The sequence below is a fragment of the Streptomyces sp. NPDC051576 genome (assembly GCF_040681835.1).
Taxonomy (GTDB): Bacteria; Actinomycetota; Actinomycetes; order Streptomycetales; family Streptomycetaceae; genus Streptomyces.
The window spans coordinates 511788-524443 of sequence record NZ_JBFAZO010000005.1 but is presented as its reverse complement, the minus strand read 5'-3'; the positions used below and the strand labels follow the sequence as shown (position 1 = coordinate 524443).

Genomic DNA, 12656 nt, shown 5'->3' with positions numbered 1-12656 from the left:
GACTTTGCCGATCATGCTGTCTCGCCTTCCGGGAGCACTGGTTCTTGCTGTCACGCCGTGCGGGCCGCGACACCTACGACCGAAGCCTCGGCAATGGTGACGGCGGGGCGGGGGAGCGGCAATGAAGCGCGAGCGAACGCCCGGTCAGGAAATTCTCATGGTCTGTTGGCCTGTTCTTGACCGTGCTCTCAGGTCAGCAGGGTGCGGCCCAGCCAGTCGGACGCGTCGCGCACCCCGGGCAGAGCGAAGAAGTAGCCGCCGCCGTACGGCGAGATGTAGTCGACCAGCGGCTCACCGGCCAGCCGCTTCTGCACGGTCTCGAACTGCCGGGCCAGGTCCTGCTGGTAGCAGCAGAACAGCAGCCCCATGTCGAGGTTGCCGTTGCTGTCCATGCCCCGGTCGTAGTTGTAGCCGCGCCGCAGGATGCGCTGCTCGGCGCTCTGCGTGGTGCGCGGGTTGGCGAGCCGGATGTGGCTGTCGAGCGGGATCACATCGCCCTGCGGGTCCTGCGCGAAGTTCGGGGTGTCCTTCTCGTGGTGCCCGTCCAGCGGGGCGCCGGTGTCCCGGGCGCGGCCGAACATCCGCTCCTGCTCGGTGAGGGAGACCCGGTCCCAGAACTCGACCAGCATCCGGATCAGCCGTACGACCTGATAGCTGCCGCCGGCCGTCCACGCCGGTTCGCCGCTGTCGCTCCCCACCCACACCAGGTCGTTCATGGCGCGGGCGTCGGTCACCGCCGGGTTCGAGATGCCGTCCTTGAATCCCATGTGGTTGCGCGGGGTGCCCGAGGGGCGCGGCGGACTGATGAACCCGTCCATCCGCCAACGGACTTGGAGGCCGCCCCGGGTGTGCCGGGTGACATCGCGCAGAGCGTGCAGCACGGTGTCCGCGCTGTCGGCGCAGAACTGCGCGCTCATATCGCCGTGACACCAGGCGGCGTCGAGATCGTCGTCGGGGAACGACGGCATCGCGGTCAGCTTGCGGGGCGCGCGCTTCGCCAGCCCGTAGCGGTCGTCGAAGAGCGAGGCCCCCACGCCGACCGTGACGCTCAGCCGGTCGGACGGCAGGTCCGGGCCCAGGGTGCCGGAGTCGGTGGGCGGCGCGGTGATCCCCAGGTCCTCCGGACTGCCGCCGGAGGTCAGGAAACGCGCCCGCTCGGTGAACGTCCGCAGCAGATCGGTGAGTTCGGACCTGTTCGCGGCGGTCGTGTCGAAGGACACGAACGCGGTGGCGCGCTGCGCGGGGGTGAGGATCCCGGCCTGGTGCGCGCCGTGGAAGGGCACGGCCGCCCGCGCCTGGACGGCGGCCGCGGCGGCACCGTGATCGGCGGCCACCAGTCCGGCTCCGGCCACGGCCGCCGCACCCGCCAGGAAACCCCGGCGGCCCACCTCGTCCACGCGCTTCACGCGGTCCTCCGTACGTCCGTGAGGGCGGCCACGTCGGCCAGCCGCTCGACCAGTCCACCGAGATCGGCGTCGACCTTCTCCCGCTGCGCACGCGAGAGTTGGGACAACGGCGTCCACTTCCCGGAGTGGTCGAGGCCGTCCAGGGTGTGCTGGGCCCGGTCCATCCAGTCGCCGAGTTCGGCGAGGCCCGTGTCCCGGGTCTTCAGCAGCGGGCGCAGATACCCGAGCAGCACCCGGGTGCCGTCGAGGTTGGCGCGGGCGGTGGCCAGGTTGGTGCCGCTGCCGTAGTCGGTGCGGCCGGTCAACTCGAACTGCACGGTGTTCTCCAGGATTTCGTGCGCGCGCAGACCGGTGTCGGCCGGATCCATCCGCTGGTTTGGCCAGCTCGTCTCCAACGCGTGGACGTCCTTGGCGAGTTGATCGGCCGGCCCGCGCAGGCCGCTCGCCGACTCGCCGTGCCACAGCCCGTACTCGACCCGGTGGAACCCGGTGAACCCGGCGTCCCGCACCCCGCCGGCGAGGCCGGCCGTGGTGCCGTTGATCGCCCCGTCCCAGTCGCCGAACGTGCCGTAGGCGGCGCCCATCCGCTCGTAGACGAGATGCGCGGGCAGCCAGGCCCTGCGGGCCGCCGCGAGATCACCGCGGTCGACGGCGGCCCGCAACACGTCGGTCTTCTGGGCGAGTTCGACGGTTCGGCCCTGGATCCACTTCTGGTAGGCGAGCGTCGGCGGGATCAACTGCTGCTGGGTGATGGGGAGGGCGGCCGGTCCGCTCCTCACCTTCGAGCCGGTGATCCGCACGGTGGGCCCGGTCACGGCGTCGGCGTCGTCGGGCAGACACTTGAAGGCGTACGAGCCATTGCCCAGGGTCACCCCGAGCGGCCGGACCGTCCCCGGCGCTAGCCCCTCGACCTCGCCGTAGACCGTGCCGGTCGTCGGGTCGGTCAGATACACCTCGGCGGCCTGGCCGGACGTGTTGTGCAATTCGAAGACCTGGTGTCCCGCCTGCGGATGCGTCCAGCCGCTTCCGCACCCGGAGGTCGCGACCTCGACGGTGGTGTGCCGCAGCCCGTCGGCGGCGCGGCCCGGCCCCGCGCCGGCCCCGGCCCCCCGGGACGCCAGCACACCGGCCCCCACACCCACCACGGCGACCAGGGCACCGGCGGCGAGCAGCACGGTGCGGCGACGGGCGGCGGGAGCCGAAGGGGGCTCCGTCCGACCGGGCTCGGTCTCGGCGTCGGCGCCGCGCACGGTTTCGGGCACGCCGGGCCTCCAGGGGGAGTCGTACGAACGGTGGTGGCACCAGCGATCTTATGAGCGCTCCAAGACCCCCACCGCGCCCCTTGACCCTGTTCTGACCGGAGGGCGGGGCAGAATTCGCCCGGGGTTCACCCGTCGGCCCGCGACCACCACGGTCCGTCGCACGGGGCTGCACGGTGGGCTACGGCCGGGTTGCGCACGTGGACACCTGCTGGGCCTCCGCCACGGGAACCATGATCCGGGCCGGTCTGCGGCTCCGATGACGTGGTCGCTCGGCCCGGGTCGTACTCCGGCGCCGGGGTCCGGTCGACCGTTCCCACCGCCGGTCCGAACGGGCGTCGCCGCTGCGGCCCGGGAACAACCCGGACCCCTCCGGCGCTCCTCCTGATACCTCGCCGGATATTTCAGAGAAGGGTCGTGGACGAGATGGTTCGGTCAGGGCAGGAGCCGCTCCCGCCGTCGGTTGAAGCACCACTGGTGACCACCTGCGGCCGACAGGTCGCCGTGAAGCGCCTACGCCTGGCGATCCCGGAGCTGCCGATCACCCGGGTCACCTTGGACGTGGGCCCGGTCGTGCACGGCGAACCCGGCCTCTGGGCATCCCTGACCGTGGACGAGGCCCGCGACCTGGCCCGTCGACTGCTCGCGCAGGCTGCGCTGGCGGATGCGGGGGCTCGTGGGGCGGTGGGGGGATAGCTGTTGGGGGTGGGAGTTGCTCCCGCCGTCCGCCGGAGCACCTAGGCGACCGCGTCGGGTTCGACGGGTTGCGGCCCCGGCAGCCTGGGAGTTGTGTGACGTTGCGGAGGGGACGTCTCGTTCGGGGACCGAGTCGCTCCTGCCGTCCGGCGGAGCGCCGTTGGCGAGCGCGTCCGTTCCGACGGGTGGCGCCCCGAGCGGGCGCCGCTCGTGCCGTGGCGCGGAGCGTAGGGGCGGACAGCAGCTGCGCCCGCCGGGAGTTGTGCGACGTCGCCGACGAGAAGCCCCGCCCGGGACCTGCCGCGGAGGGAAGCGCAGCGGCAAAGCAGCCAAACCCGGCCCCCGACAAGTAGCCGCCAACCAAATACCCGCCTCCGCCCAGGAGTTGCCAGGCCGGCCGGATCGACCCCCGTGCGCCGATCCAGCCGTCCCGCGTATCACAACCCCTGCACTGCACCCTCCGCCTTACGCCCCCTGCGTCAGCACCTTCTCCAACGCGCCCACGGCCGACCGGAGTTCGTCCGCAGTGATGGTCAACGGCGGCGCGAGCCGGATCGTCGAGCCGTGGGTGTCCTTCGCCAGGACGCCCTCCCGCATGAGGCGTTCGCTGATCTCGCGCCCCGTGCCGATCGCCGGGTCGACGTCCACGCCCGCCCACAGGCCCCGCGCGCGGAAGGAGACCACGCCCTTGCCGACCAGCTCGGTCAGGCCGTCCCGCAGGACGACGCCCAACTCCGCCGCCCTGCGCTGGAATTCGCCGGTCTCCAGGAGTTCGACGACCGCCGTGCCGACCGCTGCGGCGAGGGGGTTTCCGCCAAAGGTCGAGCCGTGTTCGCCGGGCCGCAGTACGCCCAGTACCTCGCGGCGCGCGACGACCGCCGACACCGGCACGATGCCGCCGCCCAGCGCCTTGCCGAGGAGCAGCACGTCCGGGACCACACCCTCGTGGTCCACGGCGAGGGTGCGGCCGGTGCGGCCCAGCCCCGACTGGATCTCGTCCGCGATGAACAAGCAGCCCTTGCGGGTGGTGAGTTCGCGGACACCGGCCAGATAGCCCGCGTCCGGGATGATCACCCCCGCCTCGCCCTGGATTGGCTCGATCAGCACCGCCGCCGTCGTCTCGTCCACCGCCGCTTCCAGCGCCGCGAGGTCGTTGTACGGCACGATCCGGAAGCCCGGAGTGAACGGGCCGAAGCCCGCCCGCGCCGTCTCGTCGGTGGAGAAGCTGACGATCGTCGTCGTACGGCCGTGGAAGTTCTCCGCCGCGACGACGATGGTGGCCCTGTCGGCGGGTACGCCCTTCACGTCGTAGGCCCATTTGCGGGCCACCTTGATGCCGCTCTCGACCGCCTCCGTGCCCGTGTTCATCGGCAGCACCATGTCGAGGCCGGTCAACTCCGCGAGCCGCTCGGCGAATTCGGCGAGCCGGTCGTTGTGGAAGGCCCGGGAGGTGAGCGTGAGCTGGTCGAGCTGGCGGTGGGCCGCCTCGATCAACGCGGGGTGGCGGTGGCCGAAGTTGAGGGCCGAGTAGCCGGCGAGCATGTCGAGGTAGCGGCGGCCCTCGACGTCCTCCACCCAGGCGCCCTCGGCGCGGGCGACGACCACGGGCAGCGGGTGGTAGTTGTGCGCGAGGACCGGCTCCTCGGCGCGGATGAGGTCGGCGGACGTACGGGCGGCGGCGGGTGCGGTCATGAGCGGATCTCCTGAGTGCAGCACTTGATGCCGCCGCCGGCCTTGTGGAACTCCGACAGGTCGACGGGGACGGGGACATAGCCGTGGCCGGCGAGACGCGCGGCCAGGGCCTCGGACTGGGGCGCGATGAAGACATGACGGCCGTCGGACACGGAGTTGAGGCCGAACGTCATCGCGTCCTCGCGGGTCGCGAGCACCGCGTCCGGGAACAGTCGCGCGAGCACCTCGCGGCTGCCCGGCGAGAACGCCTCCGGGTAATAAGCGATGTTGTCCTCGTCCAGCACGAACAGCGCCGTGTCGAGGTGGTAGAGGTACGGGTCCACCAGCGTCAGGCTGATGACCGGGACGCCGAAGAACTCCTGCACCTCGCGATGGGCCTCGCGGGTGGTGCGGAAGCCGGTGCCGGCCAGCACATAGCGGCCGGTCGGGATCAGGTCCCCCTCGCCCTCGCTGACCGACTCGGGGCGGTACACGTCGTAGCCCGCCGTCTTGAACCACATGTCGTAGTGGTCGGACTCGGGGCGCCGCTCGGGGGCGTGGAAGAGGGAGCCGAAGACGCGGCCGTCGACGACGACCGCCGAGTTCGCGGCGAAGACCATGTCCGGGAGGCCGGGGGCCGGGGGCACGGTGTCGACGGTGTGGCCGTGGGAGCGGTAGGTGTCGATCAGCGTTCGCCACTGCTCCTGGGCGAGATCGACGTCCACCTGGGTGTCGGGATGCATCCAGGGGTTGATCGCGTACTGCACGGCGAAGTGTCTGGGTTCGCAGACGAGAAAGCGCCGCCGGCGCCGCACACGGGTCTCGGGCACAGAGGGGTTCCTCCGCTTCCTGTGATGTCGACTGAGGGTTGACATCACGGTAGGAAACGACAGATACGGGCGACAAGGGATGAACGCTGCGCGTCCGCGCAGGAACGCTGCGTCTTTCGTGGCGTCAGCGCATGTCTGATGCGTCGTCGGGAGCCGGATGGGTCGCGCCCGCCTCCGGGCTTTCCGGGAGAAGATGGGACAGCACCATCACGCTGATCGTCTTCCGGATGAAGGGCTCCTGCCGGATCCGCTCCAGCACCTCCTCGAAGTGGTCCACATCGGTCGCCCGTACATGCAGCAGCGCGTCCGCGCCACCGGTCACCGTCATCGCCGCGGTGATCTCCGGATGGTTGCGCACCACCTCCGCGAGCCGCCTGGGGGGCGCGGCGCCCTCGCAGTACACCTCCACGTACGCCTCCGTGCGCCACCCGAGCGCGGACGGCCGCACGGTCGCGGTGAAGCCGGTGATCACGCCCGTCTCCCGCAGCCGGTCCACCCGCCGCTTCACCGCCGTCGCGGACAGCCCGATCGCCGCGCCGATCTCGGCGAAACTGCTCCTGGCGTTCGCCATCAGCGCGGTGATGATCTTCCGGTCGAGGTCGTCGAACGGCGTGGTCCTGCTGTTCATGTCGGCACTGTATCCAGCGCGAACGTCCACGTAGGGCACACGCAGGACACATGTCCAGGCGTACGAATTCCTCCTACACTCCACGTTCATGCTGCGCGCCCTCGCCGTCGACGACGAACGCCCCTCACTGGAGGAGTTGCTCTATCTGCTGAACGCCGATCCACGCATCGGCAGCGCGGAGGGCGCGGGCGACGCGACCGAGGCGCTGCGCCGTATCAACCGCGCCCTGGAGTCGGGGCCGGCCGGACCGGAGGCCATCGACGTCGTCTTCCTCGACATCCAGATGCCGGGTCTCGACGGGCTGGACCTGGCACGGCTGTTGACGGGGTTCGCGCAGCCGCCGCTCGTCGTGTTCGTCACCGCGCACGAGGACTTCGCCGTACAGGCCTTCGATCTCAAGGCAGTTGACTACGTGCTGAAGCCGGTCCGGAAGGAACGGCTCGCGGAGGCCGTGCGCCGGGCGGCCGAACTCGGCGGCGCAGCACCGCGGATACCCGTGCACGAACCCGACCCCGACCACATAGCCGTCGAACTCGGCGGTGTCACGCGCTTCGTGGCCGTCGACGACATCACCCACGTCGAGGCACAGGGCGACTACGCCCGCCTGCACACCGACCGGGGCAGCCACCTCGTCCGCATTCCGGTCTCCACCCTGGAGGACCGCTGGCGCTCGCGCGGCTTCGTCCGCATCCACCGCCGCCATCTCGTCGCCCTGCGCCACATCGGCGAACTCCGCCTGGACGCGGGCACGGTGAGCGTTGTCGTGGGCGGCGAGGAACTCCAGGTGAGCCGCCGCCACACCCGCGAACTGCGGGACCTGCTGATGCGGAGGTCCTGACGGTGCCTCAAGAACCCGCCGAACGCAGGGTCGTAGTCACCGGCCCACCCCGCCGCACCCGGCGCGCCTCCGGCTACTCCCGCCCCCGCACCGAGATCGACGAACAGACCACCCTCGGCCACACCTACGTCCGCTCCCTCATGCGCACCCAACTCCGCGCCGCCCTCACGGTGTTCGCGGTTCTCGTGCTGCTCGTCGGCCCGCTGCCCCTGGTGTTCGCGGCGACCCCGGACTCCCGCCGCCTCGCCTGGCTGGTCCTCGGCTTCTGCCTCTACGCCCCGCTGGTCCTGCTCGCCCTCTGGTACGTGCGCCGCGCGGAGCGCAACGAACGCGACTTCGTACGCCTGGTAGAGGACCGCTGAGGCGTGTGAACCCCAGTTACGCGATACCGGCGGTCGCCCTCGTCGTCGTGGTCACCGTCCTCGTCGGCGCGTTCGGGCTGCGCATCTCCCGCACCACCTCCGACTTCTACGTCGCCTCCCGCACCGTCGGCCCCCGCCTCAACGCGGCCGCCATCAGCGGCGAATACCTCTCCGCGGCCTCCTTCCTCGGCATCGCCGGCCTGGTCCTCGTCCAGGGCCCCGACATGCTCTGGTACCCGGTCGGCTACACCGCCGGATACCTGGTGCTGCTGCTGTTCGTCGCCGCCCCGCTGCGCCGCTCCGGCGCCTACACCCTTCCCGACTTCGCCGAGGCCCGGCTCGCCTCGCACGGCGTACGACGACTCGCGGGGGCCTTCGTCGTCGGCGTCGGCTGGCTGTACCTGCTGCCCCAACTCCAGGGCGCTGGGCTTACGTTGACCGTGCTCACCGGCGCGCCTGACTCGCTCGGCGGGCTGATCGTCGCCGTCGTCGTGGTCGCGACCGTCGCCGCGGGCGGCATGCGCAGCATCACCTTCGTGCAGGCCTTCCAGTACTGGCTCAAGCTCACCGCGCTGCTCGTCCCCGCGCTCTTCCTGGTCCTCGCCTGGCAGAGCGAGGGAGCACCCCGGCACGCCTTCGAGGAACCGGCCACCTTCCGCGAACAGCGCGTCGTCCGCTTCGACGACACCCTCGACCTGAGACTCGACGACCCCCTGACCGTCACGGTGAACGGCACGGTCGACCACCACCGCTACGACACGGAGAAGCTCCAACTCCCCACCGGCGTCCACCACATCGGGCGCGGCACCCGCCTCACCTTCGCCAAGGGCGCCACCGTTCCCGTCGCCGCCCGCGGCACCAACGGCGGCATGTCGACCTCCCTCACCGCGAGCCGCGAGGAACGCCCCCTGTACGCCACGTACGGCCTCATCCTCGCCACCTTCCTCGGCACCATGGGCCTGCCGCACGTCGTGGTCCGCTTCTACACCAGCCCGCACGGTGTCGCCGCCCGCCGCACCACGGTCGCCGTCCTCGGCCTGATCGGCGCCTTCTACCTCCTTCCGCCCGTCTACGGCGCCCTCGGCCGCCTGTACACCCCCGAACTCACCATCGCGGGCGACGCCGACGCGGCCGTACTCCTGCTGCCCGACCGCATGATCGGCGGCGTCGGCGGCGATCTGCTCGGCGCGCTGGTGGCGGGCGGTGCCTTCGCGGCGTTCCTGTCCACCGCGTCGGGACTGACCATGGCCGTCGCCGGGGTCCTCACCCAGGACGTCCTCCCGTCGCGCGGGGTACGGCACTTCAGGCTCGGCACGGTCCTCGCCATGGCCGTACCGCTCGCCGCGAGTGTCCTGGTCGGCGGGCTGCCCGTCGCCGATGCCGTGGGACTCGCGTTCGCCGTGTCGGCGTCCTCCTTCTGCCCGTTGCTGGTCCTCGGCATCTGGTGGACCCGGCTCACCCCGCCCGGCGCGGCGGCCGGGATGCTGGTGGGCGGCGGGTCGGCGTTCGTCGCCGTGGCCGCGACCATGGCCGGCTTCCCCGGCACAGGACCCCTGCACGCCCTGCTCGCCTGGCCCGCGCTCTGGTCGGTCCCGCTGGGCTTCCTCACCATGGTGCTGGTGTCCCTGGCCACCCCGGGCCGGGTGCCCACGGGAACGGCGGCGATCCTGGCGCGGTTCCATCTGCCGGAGGAACTACGGGCGGAGGTGAAGGCGTGACAGCGCCTCGGGCGACGAAGGTGGGCGCATGAGCGGATTCCTGGCCGGCCTCTGCGTCGCCGTCCTCCCGCTGCTCGCCGCCGGCTTCTGGCTCGGGCGACACACCGCGCGCCCCGAGAGTCTGGGCGGACTCGGCACCCCCGTCGAACACGCCACCTTCCAGACCCTGCACACCGCCTCCCTCGCCGCACCCCCGTTGCGCGCCGGCCTCACCGGGGAGACGGCAGGCCGCTCGGCCCGTCGACTGCGCAGCCTGCTCGGCACCGACGCGCTGTGCCTGACCGACCAGAAACAGGTCCTCGCCTGGGACGGCGTCGGTGACCATCACCGGGCCGAGATCATGGAACGGCTCGCGGGCCCTCTGGAGACCGGCCGCGGCGAGGCGTTCCGCCTCAACTGCGATGCTCCCGACTGCCCGTTGCGCTGGGCGGTGGTCGCCCCGCTCACCGTCGACGACCGGGTCCACGGCGCGCTGGTGGCCTGTGCGCCGCGCGAGTCCGCCGTCCTTGTCCGGGCCGCCGGAGAGGTCGCCCGCTGGGTCTCCGTACAACTGGAGTTGGCCGATCTGGACCAGTCCCGCACCCGGCTGATCGAAGCCGAGATCAAGGCACTTCGGGCCCAGATCTCCCCGCACTTCATCTTCAACTCGCTCGCGGTGATCGCCTCGTTCGTCCGCACCGACCCCGAGCGCGCCCGCGAACTGCTTCTGGAATTCGCCGACTTCACCCGCTACTCGTTTCGCAGGCACGGAGACTTCACCACCCTCGCCGACGAACTCCACGCCATCGACCACTACTTGGCACTCGTCAGGGCCCGCTTCGGCGAACGACTCTCGGTCACCCTGCAGATCGCCCCCGAGGTACTGCCGGTCGCGCTTCCGTTCCTGTGCCTGCAACCGCTCGTCGAGAACGCCGTCAAGCACGGCCTCGAAGGCAAGGCGGCTTCTGCCGCGGGCAAGAGCCGCATCAGCATCACCGCGCAGGACGCGGGCGCCGAGGCCCTCGTCGTCATCGAGGACGACGGCACCGGCATGGACCCCGACCTGCTGCGCCGCATCCTGGCGGGGGAGGTCAGCCCCTCGGGCGGCATCGGCCTGTCCAACGTCGACGAGCGGCTCCGTCAGGTCTACGGCGACGACTACGGCCTCGTCATCGAGACCGCCGTGGGCGCGGGCATGAAGATCACCGCCCGGCTGCCGAAGTACCAGCCGGGCGTGCACTCGGCGAGCCGGCGCAGCGAGCAGTAGCGGGCGTCAGGTGCTGCGGGTGGCCACCATCCCGAGGGTGATGAGTCCCAGCACGACCCAGCCGAACCACAGCCAGCCGTTGCTGCCGAGCGCCACCGTGTAGGCCGTCACCACCACCAGCCCGCCGACGGTGATCACCCCCATGGTCTTCGTGGAACCGGGCATCGCGACACCCTCCTCATGGTTCGTTCCCCTCCATGGTGCCTCCGTTCTGCTTCCGCACGGCGCAGACGACGAAATGTGTGCCCGACTTCCACGGTCCCTGGCTGGTCCAGGAGGCGGACTCGTAGACCGAGGGATCGAAGCCGTAGTCGGCCGGCGGGAGGTCCCGCGCACATGCCGCGTCCGACTGAGTACGGGCCTGGGCCAGGGTGACGCCCGCACCCAACCGGGTGAACCCGACCACTTCCTGATCGTGCTTTCCCGCGCAGGAGACGAGGCTCGCGGCCCGGTTCGACGGTACGTCCAGACAGTCCCGCTTCTGCATGGTCGACGTGTCCGCGAACGCCGACCCGAGGGCCCGGTGGCTGCCCAGCGGCCCGTAGACCGGCCCGTGCGCACCCAGCACCAGACAGGCGCTGCGGTGTCCGGCCGCCTCGAAACCCGCGTCGGTCGGTACGACGGCGAGGCCCCGCACGTCCGCGAGCTTCTCCCGGATCTCCTGCGTCCGCTGCGCACACCGGTCCGCACCGACCTTGCGCGCCTCGTCGGCGGACGTGGTGGACACGAACGCCATGACTTGGCCGTCGGGCACGGTGTTGCGACACATGTGGTCTACGACCAGCCGTGGCGTTCCCCGGAAGCGGTGCCCGCCGGGCCAGTCGGCGGTGACACAGTCGCCGTCCCTGAGCGGCGCGGACAGCCCGACGGCGTCGCCGTACGGCCGACTGTCGCTGCCCGTGCCCGTGTTCCCGCCGGACTGCTGATGGGCCATCGCGTACCAGACACCGCCCAGGGCGAGGGCCAGCCCCAGGAGACCCGCGAGGACGGACCGCAAGACACGGGGACGTTGACGGCGGCGCCGGCCCGCAGACGGTGCGGGAGGCGTCATCGGTACCGGTGCGGGGGTCGCGACCGGCGTGGGCCCGGTGGCCAGGTCCTCCCAGGGCGACGGCGAGCCCAGGTCGGTCTGGGTCCTGGAATAGGCCTCCGCCACTGTCTGCGGGGTCACGATCCGCGACAGCGCCGCCTCCGCCTCCACCGCCGGGATCCGCCGTAGCGGGTCCTTCTCCAGCATCGCGTGGAGCACCGGCGCCAGCGCGCCCGCACGGGCCGGTGGCAGCGGGTCCTCCATCACCACGGCGGTGACCTCCGCGAGCGGCGACTCGCGGGCGAAGGGGCCGTGGCCCTCGACGGCGTGGTACAGCGTGCAGCCCAGCGAGAACAGGTCCGCGGCGGCGGTCGGCGGCCCGCCCGTGGCACGCTCCGGCGCCAGATAGCCCGCGGTGCCCACGAGCACGGACGTCAGCGTGTACCGCGTCTCCCCGGCGTCCGGCTGCACCGAGATGCCGTAGTCGGTGAGCAGCACCCGTGCGTACGGCGCACCGGTGCGGTCCGGTGCGAGCAGGATGTTCGCCGGTTTCACGTCCCGGTGCATCACGCCCCGCTCGTGGCCGGCGGTCAGCGCGTCGAGTACGGCGAGCCCGACGCGGGCGCACTCCGCGGGCGCCAACGGGCCCTGTCCGCCGACCAGTTCACGCAGGTCGACGGCGTTCGCCACGTACTCCATGACGATCCACGGCAGCCCGTCGTGTTCCAGCACGTCATGGACGGTCACCACATGGGGGTGACCGCGCAGCCCCGCCGCGTGCCGGGCCTCGGCCTGGGCCCGCGCCACCCGGGCCTCCCGCTCGGCGTCGGCGTAGGCGGGATTGCTGAACACGATCTCCTTGAGCGCGACTTCACAGGCCAGCCTCTGGTCATGTGCGAGCCACACATGTCCCATACCCCCACTGCCCAGCTTGTTCAGCAGCAGATAGCGGCCGGCGATGACCCGGCCCAC

12 protein-coding genes are annotated in these 12656 nt (G+C 71.5%); 5 read left to right on the top strand and 7 right to left on the bottom strand.

The genetic code is table 11. The features are described 5' to 3' along the window. Window positions 1-188 precede the first annotated feature (188 nt). Both efeB and AB0M63_RS19665 read right to left on the bottom strand, forming a co-directional pair. The gene (gene efeB, locus AB0M63_RS19670) at window positions 189-1406 is read right to left on the bottom strand and encodes an iron uptake transporter deferrochelatase/peroxidase subunit (RefSeq protein ID WP_366020243.1); all 1218 of its coding nucleotides are present in this window, start codon (window positions 1404-1406) and stop codon (window positions 189-191) included. Next, window positions 1403-2668, bottom strand: a complete 1266-nt coding sequence (locus AB0M63_RS19665) for an EfeM/EfeO family lipoprotein (protein ID WP_366020242.1) — start codon at window positions 2666-2668, stop codon at window positions 1403-1405. The genes efeB and AB0M63_RS19665 overlap by 4 nt, the downstream gene beginning before the upstream one ends. Window positions 2669-3142: 474 nt before the next feature. On the opposite strand from AB0M63_RS19665, the gene AB0M63_RS19660 reads away from it, so the two are divergent. Continuing rightward, the gene (locus AB0M63_RS19660; protein ID WP_355904376.1) at window positions 3143-3361 is read left to right on the top strand and encodes a hypothetical protein; all 219 of its coding nucleotides are present in this window, start codon (window positions 3143-3145) and stop codon (window positions 3359-3361) included. A gap of 465 nt (window positions 3362-3826) precedes the next feature. Here the strand turns inward: AB0M63_RS19660 and rocD are convergent, their stop codons facing one another. The 3 genes from rocD to AB0M63_RS19645 form a co-directional block, all read right to left on the bottom strand. Further along, window positions 3827-5053, bottom strand: a complete 1227-nt coding sequence (rocD, locus tag AB0M63_RS19655) for an ornithine--oxo-acid transaminase (RefSeq protein WP_366020241.1) — start codon at window positions 5051-5053, stop codon at window positions 3827-3829. Next, on the bottom strand, window positions 5050-5862 hold the full coding sequence (gene ddaH, locus AB0M63_RS19650) for a dimethylargininase (protein ID WP_355904382.1): 813 nt from the start codon (window positions 5860-5862) through the stop codon (window positions 5050-5052). Before ddaH ends, rocD begins: the two co-directional genes overlap by 4 nt. A gap of 124 nt (window positions 5863-5986) precedes the next feature. Beyond that, window positions 5987-6490 (bottom strand): Lrp/AsnC family transcriptional regulator, encoded by a 504-nt coding sequence (locus AB0M63_RS19645; RefSeq protein WP_355904385.1) that lies wholly within the window; start codon window positions 6488-6490, stop codon window positions 5987-5989. 88 nt (window positions 6491-6578) lie between these two features. On the opposite strand from AB0M63_RS19645, the gene AB0M63_RS19640 reads away from it, so the two are divergent. Genes AB0M63_RS19640 through AB0M63_RS19625 form a run of 4 tightly spaced genes read left to right on the top strand, consistent with a single transcriptional unit; the run spans window position 6579 to window position 10654 of the window. Next, the gene (locus AB0M63_RS19640; RefSeq protein WP_355904388.1) at window positions 6579-7328 is read left to right on the top strand and encodes a LytTR family transcriptional regulator DNA-binding domain-containing protein; all 750 of its coding nucleotides are present in this window, start codon (window positions 6579-6581) and stop codon (window positions 7326-7328) included. Window positions 7329-7330: 2 nt separating this feature from the next. Further along, window positions 7331-7690 (top strand): hypothetical protein, encoded by a 360-nt coding sequence (locus tag AB0M63_RS19635; protein ID WP_366020238.1) that lies wholly within the window; start codon window positions 7331-7333, stop codon window positions 7688-7690. Between the two features lie 5 nt (window positions 7691-7695). Then, entirely contained in the window at window positions 7696-9408 is a 1713-nt protein-coding gene (locus AB0M63_RS19630; RefSeq protein WP_355904394.1) for a cation acetate symporter, read from the top strand. Window positions 9409-9436: 28 nt separating this feature from the next. Further along, window positions 9437-10654, top strand: coding sequence for a histidine kinase (locus tag AB0M63_RS19625; protein WP_366020237.1), 1218 nt, complete (start codon window positions 9437-9439; stop codon window positions 10652-10654). A 6-nt stretch (window positions 10655-10660) separates the two neighbouring features. Here AB0M63_RS19625 and AB0M63_RS19620 read toward each other — a convergent pair whose 3' ends face one another. Then, window positions 10661-10819: a hypothetical protein gene (locus tag AB0M63_RS19620; protein ID WP_019070924.1), complete on the bottom strand. Its 159-nt coding sequence runs from the start codon at window positions 10817-10819 to the stop codon at window positions 10661-10663. Window positions 10820-10832: 13 nt separating this feature from the next. Then, a complete protein-coding gene (locus AB0M63_RS19615; RefSeq protein WP_366020391.1) occupies window positions 10833-12656 on the bottom strand; it encodes a septum formation family protein in 1824 nt (607 codons plus the stop codon).

Excerpts from the sequence above, each read along its gene's own strand:
- AB0M63_RS19620 (WP_019070924.1), bottom strand. The coding sequence starts at position 10,819 with ATGCCCGGTTCCACGAAGACCATGGGGGTGATCACCGTCGGCGGGCTG.
- AB0M63_RS19645 (WP_355904385.1), bottom strand. The coding sequence starts at position 6,490 with ATGAACAGCAGGACCACGCCGTTCGACGACCTCGACCGGAAGATCATC.
- AB0M63_RS19640 (WP_355904388.1), top strand. The coding sequence starts at position 6,579 with ATGCTGCGCGCCCTCGCCGTCGACGACGAACGCCCCTCACTGGAGGAG.
- rocD (WP_366020241.1), bottom strand. The coding sequence starts at position 5,053 with ATGACCGCACCCGCCGCCGCCCGTACGTCCGCCGACCTCATCCGCGCC.
- AB0M63_RS19625 (WP_366020237.1), top strand. The coding sequence starts at position 9,437 with ATGAGCGGATTCCTGGCCGGCCTCTGCGTCGCCGTCCTCCCGCTGCTC.